The sequence below is a fragment of the Bacillus mycoides genome (assembly GCF_001757995.1).
Taxonomy (GTDB): domain Bacteria; phylum Bacillota; class Bacilli; order Bacillales; family Bacillaceae_G; genus Bacillus_A; species Bacillus_A mycoides_B.
This window is the reverse complement of record NZ_LXLV01000065.1, coordinates 51,269-67,599: the sequence shown is the minus strand read 5'-3', so window position 1 is coordinate 67,599 and position 16,331 is coordinate 51,269. Positions and strand designations below refer to the sequence as shown.

Below are 16,331 nucleotides of genomic sequence, written 5' to 3'. Positions count from 1 at the left end.
ATGCCAAGTGCAGATGTCTTGATTATTGGAAGTGGCGTTGCAGCGCTTCGTGTTGCGAAAGAGCTTTGTCACGAAAAGAATGTGATGATTATCACAAAAAAAACAGGACGTAATAACAATACACATTTAGCTCAAGGAGGAATTGCAGCAGCTGTTGCTACATATGACGATCCGAGTGGGCATTTTGAAGATACATTAGTGGCAGGTTGCCATTATAACAACGAAGAAGCAGTTCGTTATTTAGTTGAAGAGGGGCCGAAAGAAATAAGTAAGCTTATTACAAATGGAATGAAATTTGATGGGGATGAAAAAGGGCTCCACCTTGGTAAAGAAGGAGCGCATCGAAAACGGCGTATTTTACATGCGGGAGGAGATGCAACTGGTAAAAATTTATTAGAGCATTTAATACAAGAAGTAGTTCCGAATGTTACTGTCGTTGAGCATGAAATGGTGCTCGATTTTATTATAGAAAATAATAAATGCATAGGAGCTTTAACGCGAAATAGTGAAGGGAAGCTGAAGCGTTACTATGCTGATAATACGGTGTTAGCATCAGGAGGGATTGGTGGTTTGTACTCCTTTACGTCGAACGATGAGACAATTACAGGCGATGGACTTGCGATGATATATCGAGCTGGGGGAGAACTTGTTGATTTAGAATTTGTACAATTTCATCCGACAATGTTATACGTGGACGGGCGATGTTGTGGTCTCGTTTCTGAAGCAGTCCGTGGTGAAGGAGCTGTCCTTATAAATGCAAAAGGACAGCGTTTTATGATGGATATACATCCCGGGAAAGATCTCGCACCGCGTGATGTAGTAGCAAGGGCTATTCATGAACAACTTCTTGCGGGTGAAACAGTGTACTTAAACATCGAAACAATTCAAAACTTTGAACAACGTTTTCCGACCGTCTCATCATTATGTACAAAGAATGGTGTTGATTTAAAAGGAAACCTTATTCCAGTCGTACCGGGTGCTCATTTTCATATGGGCGGCGTGAAGACAGATTGTGACGGAGAGACGTCCATTCCAAACTTATATGCGGTCGGTGAAGTGGCGTGTAATGGAGTTCATGGTGCGAATAGATTGGCGAGTAATTCATTATTAGAAGGTCTTGTGTTTGGAAGACGAATAGGAAAATACATTTTAGCTAAACCAGCACAAGAAAGAAAAAGTATATCAGAAGAGAGAGAAAAAAGTTTTATAGCTCTTAATGATTTACCGTTGAAAGAAGAAATACAAGAATACATGATGAAGTATGTTGGGATTGTACGAACTGAGAAAAATTTATCATATGCTCAGAGATGGTTTGGTAGGTACGGTGTGCGAAATATGATTTTACAATACGATGCACTGACAAATGAAGAGATAACGCTTATTAATATGTTAACAGTTTGTGAGCTTATAACAGTATCAGCTTTGCAAAGAGAAGAAAGTATTGGTGGTCATTATCGCATTGATTATCCAGAAAGAAATAGCGTGAAAAAAGAGATTATTCGAGTGAGAAGAAAACTACAACTTGTTTAATAAGGGGAAGAGGGGTTTTATGAATACGTTAAAAGTTAAGGAAGCATTAAATCGATTTTTTCTAGAAGATATAGGAGAAAGAGATGTAACATCTCAGCTTATCTTTCCCGATAATGCACTTGCGAAAGGAACGTTTCTTGTAAAGGATACAGGGGTATTTGCAGGGCGCTTAGTAATTGAAGAAGGATTTAAATTAATTGATCAGAGAATTGAAGTTGAACTTCATAAAAAAGATGGGGATCTTGTAGAAAAAGGTGAAATAATTGCAACCGTGCAAGGCCCAATCGCATCATTATTAACGGCAGAGCGCGTTATATTAAACGTTATTCAGCGTATGAGCGGGATAGCGACGATGACACGTAAGGCGGTTTTTGCTTTAGATAGCAGTCATACACGCATTTGTGATACGAGAAAAACGATGCCAGGACTACGTATGTTTGATAAATATGCGGTAGTGTGCGGAGGTGGATTTAACCACAGATTCGGTTTATATGATGGTGTCATGATTAAAGACAATCATATTGCTTTTGCTGGCTCGATTACAAAAGCTGTTACATCGGTGAAAGAAAGATTGGGACATATGGTGAAAGTAGAAGTCGAAACAGAGACAGAGGCGCAAGTAAGAGAAGCGGTAGAGGCCGGCGCAGATGTTATTATGTTCGATAATCGTACGCCAGAAGAGATTCGTGAGTTTTCAAAAATTGTACCAAGTGCCATCGTTACGGAAGCTTCAGGTGGTATTACAATTGAAGATTTATCAAAATATGGAAAAACAGGGGTAGATTATATTTCACTTGGAGCGTTAACACATTCAGTGAAAGCACTTGATATTAGTTTTAATATTGAGGCGTAATGAGAGTGGTTTAGAGGGGGAGAATCATAAATGGGTATTTTAGAGAAAGTTCAGCCAATCGAAGTAATGTTACCAGAGCGTTATCAAACGATGTCTACATTAGAGATGGAAGAGCGTGTCCGTGAAATTAAAGAAAAAATGGGGGCATTACTATTTATTCCAGGACATCATTATCAAAAAGATGAAGTGGTGCAATTTTCAGATGCAGCAGGGGACTCGCTGCAACTTGCGCAAGTTGCAGCGAATAATAAAGAGGCAAAATATATTGTGTTTTGTGGTGTGCACTTTATGGCAGAAACGGCAGATATGTTAACGACAGATGATCAAATTGTCATCTTACCAGATATGCGTGCCGGCTGTTCTATGGCAGATATGGCAGATATTGAACAAACAGAAAGAGCGTGGAAAGAGCTCACGAAATTATTTGGGGATACGATGATTCCATTAACATATGTAAATTCAACAGCTGCAATCAAAGCGTTTTGTGGTCGTAATGGAGGGGCAACAGTAACCTCTTCTAACGCAAAACAAATGGTGTCTTGGGCGTTTACACAAAAAGAGCGTCTCGTCTTTTTACCAGACCAACATTTAGGAAGAAATACAGCGTATGATTTAGGTATTCCGTTAGAAAAAATGGCAGTGTGGAACCCGCATACAGATTCATTAGAGTACGATGGAGATATAGAAGAAATTCAAGTGATTTTATGGAAAGGCCATTGTTCTGTTCATCAAAACTTCACTGTGAAAAATATTGAAAATGTGCGAAAAAATCATCCGGATATGAATATTATTGTTCACCCTGAATGTTGTTATGAAGTTGTTGCCGCTTCTGACTATGCAGGATCAACGAAATATATTATTGATATGATTGAAGCTGCTCCAGCGGGAAGTAAGTGGGCGATTGGTACAGAGATGAATTTAGTGAACCGAATTATTCAGCAACATCCTGATAAAGAAATTATTTCGCTAAATCCGTTTATGTGTCCTTGTTTAACAATGAACCGAATTGACCTACCTCACCTGTTATGGGCACTTGAGAACATAGAAAGAGGAGAACAAATTAACGTTATTCGTGTAGAGAATCAAGTAACAGAAGAGGCAGTTCTTGCATTAAATCGTATGTTAGAGCGTGTTTAAAGCAGCGGAATTTCCGTTGCTTTTTTTCGTACATATAATCATAACAAGAATGAAAGAGGCATACATTGTGTTGAGGAAATCATTGCGATTTTTCTATGCTTATTCCACTTCGAATCATATTGAAAATAGAAGAAGTGATAAAAGTAAAAGAAGTTAATGTTGTTTAGAAAGTGTTACTTCAAAGTGTTTTTTACTTATAGATAAGTTATACAGGAGGGGGAAAATTTGAAAATTCATATCGTGCAAAAAGGGGAGACCCTTTGGAAAATTGCAAAAAAGTACGGAGTGGATTTTGAAACGCTAAAAAAAACAAATACACAGCTTAGTAATCCAGACCTAATTATGCCAGGGATGAAAATTAAAGTGCCATCGAATAGCGTTCATGTGAAACAACAGACTGGATCGGGTTCAGCGCCCCCGAAACAATATGTAAAAGAGGTACAGCAAAAAGAGTTTGCATCAACACCAACTCCACTTGGAATAGAAGATGAAGATGAAATTATGTACCAATCAGCACCTATTACACAGCAACCAGCTATGCAACAAACGCAAAAAGAAATGCAGGTAAAACCGCAAAAAGAAATACAGGTGAAGCCGCAAAAAGAAATGCAGGTAAAACCACAAAAAGAAATGCAAGTGAAACCGCAAAAAGAAGTACAGGTGCAGCCACAAAAAGAAGTACAAAAAGAGAAACCAGTTGAAAAGCCGCCTGTCATTCAAAAACCACCTGTTGTAGAGAAAGTAGAAAAACTAAAACCGACTACGAAAGAAAATACTAAGTTTTCCATTAATGTATTACCGCAACCGCCGCAACCGCCAATTAAATCGAAAAAAGAATATAAAATTTCAGACGTAATAAAAAAGGGAAGCGAGTTAATTGCTCCTCAAATTAATAAAATGAAGCCTAACAACGTCATTTCTCCGCAAACGAAAAAAGAGAATATAGGAAATGTATCGCCACAAGTAAAGAAAGAAAATGTAGGGAATATAGTATCGCCACAAGTAAAGAAAGAAAATGTAGGGAATATAGTATCGCCACAAGTAAAGAAAGAAAATGTAGGGAATATAGTATCGCCGCAAGTAAAGAAAGAAAATGTAGGGAATATAGTATCGCCACAAGTAAAGAAAGAAAATGTAGGGAATATAGTATCGCCACAAGTAAAGAAAGAAAATGTAGGAAATATAGTATCGCCACAAGTAAAGAAAGAAAATGTAGGGAATATGGTATCGCCGAACGTATCAAAAGAAAATGTCGTTATCCCACAAGTAATACCGCCAAATATTCAAGTGCCAAACATAATGCCAATGTTGGATAATAACCAGCCACCAAACATAATGCCGATAATGGATAATAATCAACCACCAAATATGATGCCGATAATGGATAATAATCCAATACCAAACATAATGCCAATAATAGATAACAACCAAATGCCAAACATGATGCCGATAATGGATAACAATCAAATGCCAAACATGATGCCGATAATGGATAACAATCAAATGCCGAACATGATGCCGATAATGGATAACAACCAAATGCCGAACATGATGCCGATAATGGATAATAATCAAATGCCAAACATGATGCCGATAGTGGATAACAACCAAATGCCAAACGTGATGCCGATAATGGATAACAACCAAATGCCAAACGTGATGCCGATAATGGATAACAACCAAATGCCAAACGTGATGCCGATAATGGATAACAACCAAATGCCAAACATGATGCCGATAATGGATAACAACCAAATGCCAAACATGATGCCGATAATGGATAACAACCAAATGCCGAACATGATGCCAATAATGGATAACAATCAACCACCGAATATGATGCCATATCAAATGCCGTATCAACAGCCAATGATGCCACCATATCCGCATTATCAGCAACAAAATCCATACAATCAAATGCCGTATCAACAAATGGCGCCGCAATATACTTCTATGCCAAATCCAAATATGATGCCAATGGATAATAATATGCCACCACTCGTGCAAGGGGAAGAAAATTGTGGATGCGGAGGAGAGAGTAGGTTATATAGTCCGCAACCGGGTGGACCACAATACGCCAATCCTTTATATTATCAACCGACTCAGCCAGCATATGCACCGCAGCCAGGAACGATGTATTATCAGCCGGACCCACCAAATGTATTTGGAGAACCAGTTTCAGAAGAAGAGGACGAAGAGGAAGTTTAAAAAAGGTGGGGTTATTCCCGCCTTTTTTGTATTTATGATAGTCAGGAATATGGTGAATTTACATTAAGTGCTAGAAAATTCCTAGTGAAATATTAACAGTGTAAAAACCCTCTTTGTTACTCATCATAAGGGGGAGCTTTTCGAAAGAGAAGTTCATTCTAACAAGGGGGGTTTTTGTATTGAATACGAAAGTAAAAGTGATTGCTGCTTCTTTGTTAGTTACCAGTGCATTAGCTGCATGTGGTACACCGAAAGATAATAATGCGATGGATGGACGTAACTATAATTACGAGCGTACATCTTATAATGATACACACCAGTATCGTGATAATGTAGCGCGTAACGATCGTTATACAGATTATGTAACATATAAAAATGGTCGTAACGATACAGGATATAATAATTATTACCGTGATGTAAATTACAATGGGCAAATTGCTAATCCGCATCCAACTCGTAATATTACAATGAATAATTCATACATTAACAATGATGGTAAAACTGCGGAGAAAATTACGAATCGTGTAAAACGTATGAATAACGTAGATCGAGTTTCTACAGTTGTATATGGAAACGATGTAGCGATTGCGGTAAAACCACGTAATCCAGCGACAAATGAAACAGCGATGGCGAACGAAATTCGTCAAGCTGTTGCGAATGAAGTTGGAAATAGAAACGTATATGTTTCTGTAAGAAATGACATGTTTACTCGTGTCGACGCAATGAGTACACGTCTACGTAATGGTACAGCTACAAACGATTTTAATCGTGACATAACAAATATGTTCCGGGATATTCGTTACGGTCTGACTGGTACAGTACGATAACAAATCAAAGAGGAAGGGATAGCCCTTCCTCTTTATTCATCTTCGTCTTGCAAACGACGTTTTTTAATAAAATAACTAACGGAGTAAGAAACTAAAAAGCATATGAAGAAAATGCTACCTGTTAGAATGGCTTCAAACAGAGGTCTTTCTGGACTGAAAATGATATAAATAATAGCTATGATAATTCCAACAATAAGAGAGCGTAAGACAAGTTTGTAATAAGGAGTTAACTTTATTTCCTTTTCACTTTCTTCTACATCTATTGAAACACTTAACTGTAAATAACTAAATAACATACTTGTAAGAATAAATAATAGCCATAGTGGAGATTTCGTAATTTGATCCATTCCTTCAGTGAATCCGATATAGCCTAAAATTCCAATTACTCCAATGTATTGAAAAATAAAGACAATACGTATGTTTTTTAATGTTTGAAGAATGAGACGTTCATCCCTTATTTTTTTCACAATATCCATCCCCTGTTTATTATGATTTCGCTGTTATACTAATTGTAACATATATGTTACAATTATCAATTTATAATTTACATAAAATTATCTGGATGGAAGAGGAAATGAAATGTTTTTATAAACATGTTGCACTTATACTCTATTAATGTTATATTAGCAAAGCGATGAGCTAATTTACGTAAGACGAGAGATATGCTTAAGTGCTAAACACGCGAATGTGGTCGCCTGGTTTCTCGCCGTAAACGCATCAAGACGCCTGCTTTGCAGGCGTCTTTCATTTTATATAAAAGTAAATGATACATGCAGATGAGGATTAACCCTTATCTGCATTTTTTATTTTCCTTAGAAATTTAATGCAATTGTTTATATGGATAAAACCCCCATTTCCGGAAAAGCTACAAATGAAAGTATGATTTTGCCTAGAAGAGGTGAACGGAAATGAAATGGATGCTAATTGCAGTGCAAGCTTTCGTTGTGATGTTTTGCTTAGCTTATGGATCCGATGTGAGGGCAGAAGTAACAGAAAAAGAACCTGAAGTTACAATTTTATTAGAGCGTATGTATGTTGATGGAGAAGTAAGTGAGGAAATACTTACGGAAAAAGTAGTGAATTTGGAGCAGTTTTTGCAGCAGTATAAAGAATGGCAACTTGTTGATCGTGATGATGTGCAAATCGTATTACAAAGGAAAGTTGATGATATTTCTCCTTTACTGAAAACGAGCGGTTATTTTGGTGTTTCAGAGGAAGGGATATTGCAAATTTTCAAAGGGGTACCGAAAAGTGATAACGCGATCCATTCCTTCTTTCAAATTGATATGAAAAAGCTTGAAAGTTATGAGCGTGCGGAATTGAAACGTGGTATTCGCATAAAATCAAAAGAAGGTTTTGTAAAGACAATCGAAAAAATGAAGCAGTACGCAGTGCAAAATAAGAAAAAAAGCAGCTCAGGGTGAGCTGCTTTTTCTTATTTATTCTTAGCTAAAATCTCTTTTGCGATTTCATCAATTAGCATATCTTTTCCGATTGGATTGAATGCTTTCGTATTGAAGACTTCATTCGATACTTCATATACGTGATTGTTTTTTACTGCTTTATTATCTTTCCAAACGGCACTGTTTTTATAGTCTTCGTATACTTTATCAGCTTCTCCGCCGAAGTTTACAATAAACATTTGATCAGGCTGGAATGCAACAAGACCTTCTAGTGATACTTGTGCCATCGTTTGTTTTAAATCTGTACCTTTTGTTGCTGGAAGCTTTAAATCATTAAAGATGATATCTCCATACCCGAAGCTACCGTATACACGGAAGTTTTGTGGTGTTACTGCAACGAACATAAAGTTCTCATCTTTTGTTTTTTCTTTAATTTTTTTAGATAAAGAGTCTGCTTTTTTATCGTAGTCTGCAATCCATTTGTCTGCTTTCTTTTCTTCGCCAAATAGTTTACCTACTTCTTTAAACTTACCGCGCCAGTCTTCTAGATTTGTTTCTAGAACAACTGTCGGTGCCACTTTTTCTAGTTGATCATAAATTTTCAATTGACGATTGTTTAAAATAATTAAGTCTGGTTTTAAAGCAGTAACAGCTTCTAAATCAACTTTAGGCGCCCAGTACCAGCCGACTGCTTTTACTCCGTCTAGCTTGTCTGTTAAGTGATTTTGGATTTTATCTTTATATGTGTTTGCTGTGCCAACAGGTTTATGTCCAAGGATTAATAATTCCTCTGTTGATCCAGATAAGTCAACAATTCTCTTTGGATTAACTGGAATTGTCGCTTCCCCTTTAGCGTGTTTTACAACTTTCGTTTTTGGTTGTTCTTTTGCTTTTGATTCTTCATTTTGAGAAGAACAGCCAACAATAGAAAGAACAACTAGCATAATAGTAAATAAAATAAATAGCCTTTGTTTCATCCTGATGTAACCCCTTTAATTAGTATTGATAATCATTATCGACATCTGTATAGTAATGTTCTTTCTGTCTTTATGTCAATAGAAAAAAACGGAAATTTCAAATAGGGAACATTTGTTGGGGTAGTCTCGCTTTTCTATTGTTAAATATGTTAAAATGGAATACATGATTTGAGAGGGAGAGATCGTATTTTGTTTGAATATGTTACAGGTTACGTGGAGTATGTAGGACCGGAATATGTCGTAATTGATCATAATGGAATTGGCTATCAAATTTTCACACCAAATCCGTATGTATTTCAAAGAAGTAAGCAAGAAATTCGTGTCTATACATATCATTATGTGAGAGAAGATATTATGGCACTTTACGGATTTAAAACACGTGAAGAGCGTTTACTATTTACAAAATTGTTAGGTGTATCGGGGATTGGACCGAAAGGTGCTCTTGCAATTTTAGCTTCTGGTCAAACAGGACAGGTCGTTCAAGCGATTGAACATGAAGATGAGAAGTTTTTAGTGAAATTCCCAGGTGTCGGAAAGAAAACGGCACGCCAAATGATTTTAGACTTAAAAGGAAAACTAGCAGATGTCGTGCCAGATGCATTTGTTGATCTGTTCTCAGATGTCGAAAGTTTTGATCAGAAGAAAGGTTCATCAACTGAGCTTGATGAGGCGCTTGAAGCACTAAGAGCACTTGGTTACGCGGAGAGAGAAGTTTCTCGCGTTGTACCAGAATTATTAAAAGAATCACTTACAACGGATCAATATATTAAAAAGGCACTTAGTCTTTTACTAAATGGTAAGAGGTGAGTATAATGGACGAACGTCTCCTTTCAGGGGAATCTGGATACGAAGATGCGGATTTAGAGTATTCATTACGGCCACAGACGCTCCGTCAGTATATTGGCCAAGATAAAGCGAAACATAATTTAGAAGTGTTTATCGAAGCGGCGAAAATGCGTGAAGAAACGTTAGATCACGTACTTTTATATGGACCACCTGGACTTGGTAAAACGACGCTTGCGAATATTATTGCCAATGAAATGGGTGTTAACATTCGAACAACGTCAGGTCCTGCAATTGAAAGACCAGGAGATTTAGCGGCTGTATTAACAGCACTTCAGCCTGGGGATGTATTATTTATTGATGAAATTCATCGTTTGCATAGATCTATTGAAGAAGTGTTATACCCAGCGATGGAAGACTTTTGCCTTGATATCGTTATTGGGAAAGGACCGTCAGCTCGCTCTGTACGTCTAGATTTACCTCCATTTACGCTAGTTGGGGCAACGACGCGTGCAGGTGCATTATCAGCACCACTTCGTGACCGTTTTGGTGTACTTTCACGATTAGAGTACTATACAGTAGATCAGCTTTCTGCGATTGTAGAACGTACAGCAGAAGTGTTTGAAGTTGAAATAGATTCGTTAGCTGCATTAGAAATTGCAAGACGTGCCCGTGGTACACCTCGTATTGCGAATCGTCTATTACGACGTGTACGTGACTTCGCACAAGTTCGCAGTGACGGAACGATTGCGATGGAAATTACACAAATGGCGTTAGAACTATTGCAAGTAGATAAATTAGGACTTGATCATATCGATCATAAATTACTGCTTGGTATTATTGAAAAGTTCCGCGGTGGTCCAGTTGGATTAGAAACTGTTTCAGCAACGATTGGGGAAGAATCGCATACGATTGAAGATGTGTATGAGCCGTATTTATTACAAATTGGCTTTTTACAAAGAACGCCAAGAGGCCGGATCGTAACGCCGCTCGCATATGAGCATTTCGGAATGGAGATGCCAAAAGTATGACGGAGATGCCAAAGCTGCTTATTACAGCTGGTATTTTGCTCATTGTTGTTGGATTAGCTTGGAAGTTCATTGGAAGGCTTCCAGGCGATATTTTTGTGAAAAAAGGTAACGTTACCTTTTATTTTCCTATCATTACATGTATTGTGTTAAGTATTGCATTATCTTTTATTATGTATATAATAAATCGATTCAAATAAGAAATAGGTGGATACAGTTATGGATATTAATCTGTTTGATTTTCATTTACCAGAAGAGCTCATTGCACAAATTCCGCTTGAAGAGCGTGAAACATCAAGATTGATGATGTTAGACCGTGAAACAGGAGATATTGAGCATAAACATTTTACGGACATTCTTTCTTACTTACATGAGGGGGATTGCTTAGTTTTAAATGAAACGAAAGTTATGCCTGCTCGCTTGCACGGTGTGAAAGAAGATACAGGTGCACACATTGAAGTGCTTCTTTTGAAACAAGAAGAAGGCGATAAGTGGGAAACGCTTATAAAGCCAGCGAAGCGTGTAAAAGAAGGAACTGTCATCTCTTTTGGTGAAGGAAAGTTAAAAGCAACTTGCATTGGAACAGCAGATCAAGGTGGGCGTCAACTTGAGTTTTCATATGACGGCATCTTTTATGAAATTTTAGACGAGCTTGGAGAAATGCCACTTCCTCCATATATTAAAGAGACGCTAGAAGATCGCGATCGTTATCAAACGGTATATGCGAAGGAAATAGGTTCAGCAGCAGCACCGACGGCTGGACTTCACTTTACAGAAGAGTTACTCGAGAAATTGAAGCAAAAAGGTGTCGGGTTAGCATTCATTACACTCCATGTAGGACTTGGAACATTTAGACCAGTTTCTGCAGATACGATTGAAGAGCATCATATGCACGCAGAGTATTACCATATGTCTGAAGAGACAGCTGCGTTATTAAACCGCGTGAAAGAGAATGGCGGACGTATTATTACAGTAGGTACGACATCAACTCGTACGTTAGAAACGATTGCGACAGATCATAGTGGTAAGCTTTGCGCCGCTTCTGGCTGGACAGATATTTTTATGTACCCAGGATATGAATTTAAAGCAATTGATGGTTTAATTACAAACTTCCATTTGCCGAAATCAACATTAATTATGCTTGTAAGTGCATTTGCAAATAGAGATAGTGTACTTCATGCTTATAATGAAGCAGTAAAAGAAAAATATCGTTTCTTTAGCTTCGGTGATGCGATGTTCGTTGCATCTCACGCTAAAATGAGAAACAAATAAAAGGAGTAAATTATGACAGCAATTCGTTATGAATTTATTAAAACTTGTAAACAAACGGGTGCGCGTTTAGGTCGAGTACATACGCCACACGGTTCATTTGATACACCAACATTTATGCCAGTTGGTACACTTGCAACAGTTAAAACGATGTCACCAGAAGAATTAAAAGCGATGGATTCTGGCATTATTTTAAGTAATACGTATCACTTATGGTTACGTCCAGGTCATGAAATTGTACGCGAAGCAGGCGGTTTGCATAAATTTATGAACTGGGATCGTGCAATTTTAACGGATTCTGGTGGTTTCCAAGTATTTAGCTTAAGTGACTTCCGCCGTATTGAAGAAGAAGGTGTTCATTTCCGTAACCACTTAAATGGAGATAAATTATTCTTATCACCAGAAAAAGCGATGGAAATTCAAAATGCATTAGGTTCAGATATCATGATGGCATTTGATGAGTGTCCACCGTTCCCAGCTACTTTTGAATACATGAAAAAGTCTGTAGAGCGTACGAGCCGCTGGGCAGAACGTTGCTTAAAGGCGCATGAGCGTCCACAGGATCAAGGATTATTCGGTATAGTACAGGGCGGAGAGTTTGAAGAGCTTCGTCGCCAAAGTGCGAAAGATCTTGTTTCAATGGACTTCCCTGGCTATGCTATAGGCGGTCTATCTGTTGGTGAACCGAAGGATATTATGAATCGTGTTCTTGAGTTTACAACACCACTTCTTCCTGATGATAAACCACGTTACTTAATGGGAGTAGGTTCTCCTGACTCGTTAATTGATGGTGCAATTCGCGGTGTTGATATGTTTGACTGTGTACTTCCAACTCGTATCGCTCGAAATGGTACATGTATGACAAGTGAAGGCCGTCTAGTTGTGAAAAACGCGAAATTCGCTAGAGATTTCGGGCCGCTTGATCCGAACTGTGATTGCTACACATGTAAAAACTATTCTCGTGCGTACATTCGTCACTTGATGAAATGTGATGAAACGTTCGGAATTCGTTTAACGTCTTATCACAACCTGCATTTTCTGTTAAACTTAATGGAGCAGGTGAGACAAGCTATTCGTGAAGACCGTCTTGGCGATTTCCGCGAAGAGTTCTTTGAACAGTATGGCTTTAATAAACCGAATGCTAAAAACTTCTAATACATAATTTAAAAGGAGGAACAAAAGATGAATCCAGGTATGATGAATATCATTATGATTGTTGCGATGTTTGCGATTTTCTATTTCTTATTAATTCGCCCGCAACAAAAGCGTCAAAAAGCAGTTGCTCAAATGCAAAATGAGTTATCAAAAGGTGATGCTATCGTAACAATTGGTGGCTTACACGGTACAATTGAATCAGTAGATGAAACGAAAATCGTTGTTAAATCTGGTGGTTCACACTTAACTTTCGATCGCAATGCGATTCGTGAAGTTGTGAAAAACTAATGATGAAGGCCCTGCATGAAATGTGCAGGGCCTTTTTTTAACTATTTTGTTTTGACATATTTACACCGAAAATACCTCCGAGTGTACTCGCACCCATTAATGCTAATTGGTAGAGTAACTGTGAGTTCGATAAAGTTTGAGAGAAGCCTAAATAGTTAACGAGAAAGACGAGAAGAGTGAATGTAAGGCCTGTTGTGAACCCTACTAGCCAACCTTTTCCTTGTGCCTTTTTACCAGCAATAAACCCAGACATAAGCATAGATAGAAGGGCTATTATAAAAATAGTAATTACTAATGTCCCTTCATTAATATTCGTGAATTTTAATAAAAGAGCCATGATCATACTTGTAATAGATGCGAGGATTAATAGGGTAATAATACCGAAGCCGATTGCGCTCGATAATTTTTTCGTTCCATCCATTATGCATTCCCCCTTTTTAATACAAGCATATTTTCATTTTGTTTAAGTTAGACTAGTTTCTTTTTTGTAGGGGAGCCTATAAGTAAAAAAAGGGGGTGCAGAAATGGAATGGGTATCAATAATCGGACGAACAATGCTTTTGTATACAATCATTTTAATTATCTTTCGCCTTATGGGTAAACGTGAAATTGGAGAATTAAGTGTATTAGATTTGGTTGTATTCATTATGCTCGGTGAAATGGCTGTAGTGGCAATTGAAAATACAGATAAATCACTTTGGCATCAATTAGTTCCAATGATTTTTCTAATGTGTATACAAATCATTTTGTCGGTCATTTCATTAAAGTTCCAGCGTTTTCGGCATTTAATAGAAGGGGAGCCTGCGATTCTTGTGAATGCAGGTAAAATTGATGAAAAAAAGATGCGGAAGCAGCGATATAACATAGATGATTTATTGATGCAACTACGTGAGCAAGGAATCGGAGATGTGCGTGATGTAGAATACGCTATTTTAGAACCATCTGGAAAGTTATCTGTCTTTCAAAAACAAAAAAGTAAAAAGAGCAAAAATGATACACCAATTTTTACACTCCCACTAATTATTGATGGAGAAATTCAATACAATCATTTGCAGATGATCGAACATACAGATGAATGGCTCGTTGAGAAACTGAATAACCTAGGTTATAAAGATGTGAAACAGATTGTATATTGTAGTTTTCAAAATGGACAATTTTTTGTTGATTTGAAAGAAAATTAGAGGCTTACCATTTTGAATGGCAAGCCCGTTTATTTCAAAAATGAAAGTTTACGAATGATAGGGAGACGACTTAATTCTTCTTTTCGAATGAGTTTAAAAACGAAGAGGAGAACGATATAAACGATTGTTGTTAAGGTGATTTCCCATAACGTTTGTACGCCAAGTGAATGAGAAAAAACGATATGCTTATGAAGATAAAAACCGAAGGTACCAGCAATCCCGATAGCAATTCCACCGAAAATATAGTCTTTTGCGTAAATGGTAAATGTAATTTTCTTTAAAACAGTGGCGTAGTGAAGGAATGTTACGGTTACTATATTTGCTGCGATGGCGAGGGCAACCCCCATCATTTGGAACTCTGGGCGTGAAGCGAGTGCAAAAATAACGATTAATTTTACGATAGCGCCAATAAAGGTGTTCATCATAGCAGCGCGTGCTAAGTTTAAAGCTTGCAACACAGATGTAAGGGGACTTTGGAAATAATGAAATAAAAAACAAGGTGCAAGAAGCTGGATGAACGCCGCCGCGTTGTCTGAGCCGTACATGAGAGTTAAAACTGGAGAAGCAAATACATATAATATAACGACTGACCATCCGCCGGTTATTAAGGAAATTCGAAGTGCTTGTTGTAATCGGTGTTCCACTAATTTGTGTTGTCTCTTTGCCATTGCCTCGCTAATTGATGGGACGAGTGCTGTAGAAAGAGCATATGTAATAAAGGCTGGCAGTGATAGAAGCGGGAACGCATATCCGTTTAACATACCGTATTGCTGAGTTGCGACAGATGCAGCAACGCCCGCGATCGCTAAGCTTTGCATAACGACGATAGGTTCAAAGAAATAAGAAACGGAACCAATTAAACGGCTTCCTGTAGTTGGTAAAGCAATGTCCATAAGGGAATAAAACGTATTTTTGCTCTCCTTTACAGTAGTGAAAAATCCAGAGCGTATAGATAAATGTTTTTCGCGTTGGAATAAAGTAAGTAAAAATAATAAAGATGCAACTTCGCCAAGAACAGCTGATAGCATGGCACCGGCTGCAGCATATTCTACGCCGTAAGGTAAAAATAACTGAATGCATACAGCGATAATTGTAATGCGGACAACTTGTTCTATGACTTGAGCATAAGCGCTCGGCTTCATATTTTGTTTCCCTTGGAAATAACCACGTAAAACAGAAGAAACTGCAATAACTGGAACGACAGGTAAAATAGCCATTAATGGATAGTAAGTTCTTTCATCTGTTAATAATGTTTTTGCTAAAATAGGTGTGAGTAGCATAATCCCAATTGTTAAAATGATACTAATAACGGATGTAACGGCTAGCGAGATAGTTAATATTTTTTTAACTCTTTGCTTATCGTTCACCGCTTCCGCTTCTGCTACAAATTTTGCGATTGCAACAGGAAGGCCAATTTGTGTTAGTGTAATTGCTAAAATGAAGGTGGGGACAGCCATCATATAAAGACCAACGCCTTCTTCGCCTAAAATACGTGCCATTACAATGCGGTTAATAAATCCAAGGATTTTTGTAATAAAGCCAGCTATCATTAAAATAAATGCACCTTTTAAAAAGCTTTGTCTCGTCATACTCTTCTCCTACCTTCTCAAAATCAATGGAATGATTTACAATAATTTATATGCACGTATGAGACAAGAATGACAAGCATTTAAGAGAGTAAAGTGTGAATGG

Annotated in this window: 16 protein-coding genes and 1 pseudogene; 13 read left to right on the top strand and 4 right to left on the bottom strand. The window is 37.6% G+C overall.

The annotated features are described in order from the left end of the window. The 5 genes and pseudogenes from nadB (at position 1) to BWGOE10_RS22160 (ending at position 6,555) form a co-directional block, all read left to right on the top strand. Positions 1–1,530 (top strand): L-aspartate oxidase, encoded by a 1,530-nt coding sequence (gene nadB, locus BWGOE10_RS22180; RefSeq protein ID WP_070144979.1) that lies wholly within the window; start codon positions 1–3, stop codon positions 1,528–1,530. Between the two features lie 19 nt (positions 1,531–1,549). Beyond that, on the top strand, positions 1,550–2,383 hold the full coding sequence (gene nadC / locus BWGOE10_RS22175) for a carboxylating nicotinate-nucleotide diphosphorylase (RefSeq protein ID WP_002112024.1): 834 nt from the start codon (positions 1,550–1,552) through the stop codon (positions 2,381–2,383). 30 nt (positions 2,384–2,413) lie between these two features. Further along, positions 2,414–3,520: a quinolinate synthase NadA gene (gene nadA, locus BWGOE10_RS22170; protein ID WP_070144978.1), complete on the top strand. Its 1,107-nt coding sequence runs from the start codon at positions 2,414–2,416 to the stop codon at positions 3,518–3,520. A 225-nt stretch (positions 3,521–3,745) separates the two neighbouring features. Continuing rightward, positions 3,746–3,902: pseudogene (safA, locus tag BWGOE10_RS34090) on the top strand (SafA/ExsA family spore coat assembly protein); the annotation flags it as partial. Positions 3,903–5,907: 2,005 nt separating this feature from the next. After that, the gene (locus tag BWGOE10_RS22160; protein WP_070144976.1) at positions 5,908–6,555 is read left to right on the top strand and encodes a YhcN/YlaJ family sporulation lipoprotein; all 648 of its coding nucleotides are present in this window, start codon (positions 5,908–5,910) and stop codon (positions 6,553–6,555) included. Positions 6,556–6,587: 32 nt separating this feature from the next. Here BWGOE10_RS22160 and BWGOE10_RS22155 read toward each other — a convergent pair whose 3' ends face one another. Further along, positions 6,588–7,031, bottom strand: a complete 444-nt coding sequence (locus tag BWGOE10_RS22155; protein ID WP_081338198.1) for a branched-chain amino acid ABC transporter substrate-binding protein — start codon at positions 7,029–7,031, stop codon at positions 6,588–6,590. A gap of 432 nt (positions 7,032–7,463) precedes the next feature. Here BWGOE10_RS22155 and BWGOE10_RS22150 point away from each other — a divergent pair, with 432 nt between their 5' ends. Continuing rightward, positions 7,464–7,979, top strand: a complete 516-nt coding sequence (locus BWGOE10_RS22150; RefSeq protein WP_070144974.1) for a BofC C-terminal domain-containing protein — start codon at positions 7,464–7,466, stop codon at positions 7,977–7,979. An 11-nt stretch (positions 7,980–7,990) separates the two neighbouring features. On the opposite strand, the gene BWGOE10_RS22145 is transcribed toward BWGOE10_RS22150, so the two are convergent. Next, complete coding sequence (locus tag BWGOE10_RS22145) at positions 7,991–8,935, bottom strand: iron-hydroxamate ABC transporter substrate-binding protein (protein WP_070144973.1); 945 nt, start codon at positions 8,933–8,935, stop codon at positions 7,991–7,993. A gap of 189 nt (positions 8,936–9,124) precedes the next feature. Between BWGOE10_RS22145 and ruvA the strand changes: the two genes are divergently transcribed. From ruvA to yajC, 6 genes are read left to right on the top strand one after another with little or no spacing between them, the layout of a single operon-like run. Then, positions 9,125–9,742, top strand: coding sequence for a Holliday junction DNA helicase RuvA (ruvA, locus tag BWGOE10_RS22140; RefSeq protein ID WP_002122732.1), 618 nt, complete (start codon positions 9,125–9,127; stop codon positions 9,740–9,742). A 5-nt stretch (positions 9,743–9,747) separates the two neighbouring features. Beyond that, a complete protein-coding gene (ruvB, locus tag BWGOE10_RS22135) occupies positions 9,748–10,749 on the top strand; it encodes a Holliday junction branch migration DNA helicase RuvB (RefSeq protein ID WP_000344470.1) in 1,002 nt (333 codons plus the stop codon). Further along, positions 10,746–10,946 carry a DUF2905 domain-containing protein gene (locus tag BWGOE10_RS22130; RefSeq protein ID WP_000138161.1) on the top strand — a complete coding sequence of 67 codons (201 nt, stop codon included), beginning with the start codon at positions 10,746–10,748 and terminating at the stop codon, positions 10,944–10,946. Before ruvB ends, BWGOE10_RS22130 begins: the two co-directional genes overlap by 4 nt. Before the next feature lie 19 nt (positions 10,947–10,965). Next, a complete protein-coding gene (queA, locus tag BWGOE10_RS22125) occupies positions 10,966–12,018 on the top strand; it encodes a tRNA preQ1(34) S-adenosylmethionine ribosyltransferase-isomerase QueA (protein ID WP_070144972.1) in 1,053 nt (350 codons plus the stop codon). Positions 12,019–12,030: 12 nt separating this feature from the next. After that, entirely contained in the window at positions 12,031–13,170 is a 1,140-nt protein-coding gene (tgt, locus tag BWGOE10_RS22120) for a tRNA guanosine(34) transglycosylase Tgt (protein WP_000125368.1), read from the top strand. A gap of 27 nt (positions 13,171–13,197) precedes the next feature. Then, a complete protein-coding gene (gene yajC, locus BWGOE10_RS22115; protein ID WP_070144971.1) occupies positions 13,198–13,458 on the top strand; it encodes a preprotein translocase subunit YajC in 261 nt (86 codons plus the stop codon). A 37-nt stretch (positions 13,459–13,495) separates the two neighbouring features. On the opposite strand, the gene BWGOE10_RS22110 is transcribed toward yajC, so the two are convergent. Beyond that, complete coding sequence (locus tag BWGOE10_RS22110) at positions 13,496–13,879, bottom strand: TIGR04086 family membrane protein (RefSeq protein ID WP_070144970.1); 384 nt, start codon at positions 13,877–13,879, stop codon at positions 13,496–13,498. Positions 13,880–13,982: 103 nt separating this feature from the next. Here BWGOE10_RS22110 and BWGOE10_RS22105 point away from each other — a divergent pair, with 103 nt between their 5' ends. Then, a complete protein-coding gene (locus tag BWGOE10_RS22105; RefSeq protein WP_070144969.1) occupies positions 13,983–14,639 on the top strand; it encodes a DUF421 domain-containing protein in 657 nt (218 codons plus the stop codon). Between the two features lie 29 nt (positions 14,640–14,668). Here BWGOE10_RS22105 and spoVB read toward each other — a convergent pair whose 3' ends face one another. Next, the gene (gene spoVB, locus BWGOE10_RS22100; protein ID WP_070144968.1) at positions 14,669–16,228 is read right to left on the bottom strand and encodes a stage V sporulation protein B; all 1,560 of its coding nucleotides are present in this window, start codon (positions 16,226–16,228) and stop codon (positions 14,669–14,671) included. Positions 16,229–16,331: the final 103 nt, after the last annotated feature.

What these genes read in the sequence shown, in the direction of transcription:
- nadB (WP_070144979.1), top strand. Translation starts at nt 1, where the DNA reads ATGCCAAGTGCAGATGTCTTGATTATTGGAAGTGGCGTTGCAGCGCTT.
- BWGOE10_RS22145 (WP_070144973.1), bottom strand. Translation starts at nt 8,935, where the DNA reads ATGAAACAAAGGCTATTTATTTTATTTACTATTATGCTAGTTGTTCTT.
- BWGOE10_RS22105 (WP_070144969.1), top strand. Translation starts at nt 13,983, where the DNA reads ATGGAATGGGTATCAATAATCGGACGAACAATGCTTTTGTATACAATC.
- BWGOE10_RS22130 (WP_000138161.1), top strand. Translation starts at nt 10,746, where the DNA reads ATGACGGAGATGCCAAAGCTGCTTATTACAGCTGGTATTTTGCTCATT.
- BWGOE10_RS22110 (WP_070144970.1), bottom strand. Translation starts at nt 13,879, where the DNA reads ATGGATGGAACGAAAAAATTATCGAGCGCAATCGGCTTCGGTATTATT.
- ruvB (WP_000344470.1), top strand. Translation starts at nt 9,748, where the DNA reads ATGGACGAACGTCTCCTTTCAGGGGAATCTGGATACGAAGATGCGGAT.
- nadC (WP_002112024.1), top strand. Translation starts at nt 1,550, where the DNA reads ATGAATACGTTAAAAGTTAAGGAAGCATTAAATCGATTTTTTCTAGAA.
- spoVB (WP_070144968.1), bottom strand. Translation starts at nt 16,228, where the DNA reads ATGACGAGACAAAGCTTTTTAAAAGGTGCATTTATTTTAATGATAGCT.
- BWGOE10_RS22150 (WP_070144974.1), top strand. Translation starts at nt 7,464, where the DNA reads ATGAAATGGATGCTAATTGCAGTGCAAGCTTTCGTTGTGATGTTTTGC.
- tgt (WP_000125368.1), top strand. Translation starts at nt 12,031, where the DNA reads ATGACAGCAATTCGTTATGAATTTATTAAAACTTGTAAACAAACGGGT.
- BWGOE10_RS22155 (WP_081338198.1), bottom strand. Translation starts at nt 7,031, where the DNA reads ATGGATATTGTGAAAAAAATAAGGGATGAACGTCTCATTCTTCAAACA.
- yajC (WP_070144971.1), top strand. Translation starts at nt 13,198, where the DNA reads ATGAATCCAGGTATGATGAATATCATTATGATTGTTGCGATGTTTGCG.
- queA (WP_070144972.1), top strand. Translation starts at nt 10,966, where the DNA reads ATGGATATTAATCTGTTTGATTTTCATTTACCAGAAGAGCTCATTGCA.
- nadA (WP_070144978.1), top strand. Translation starts at nt 2,414, where the DNA reads ATGGGTATTTTAGAGAAAGTTCAGCCAATCGAAGTAATGTTACCAGAG.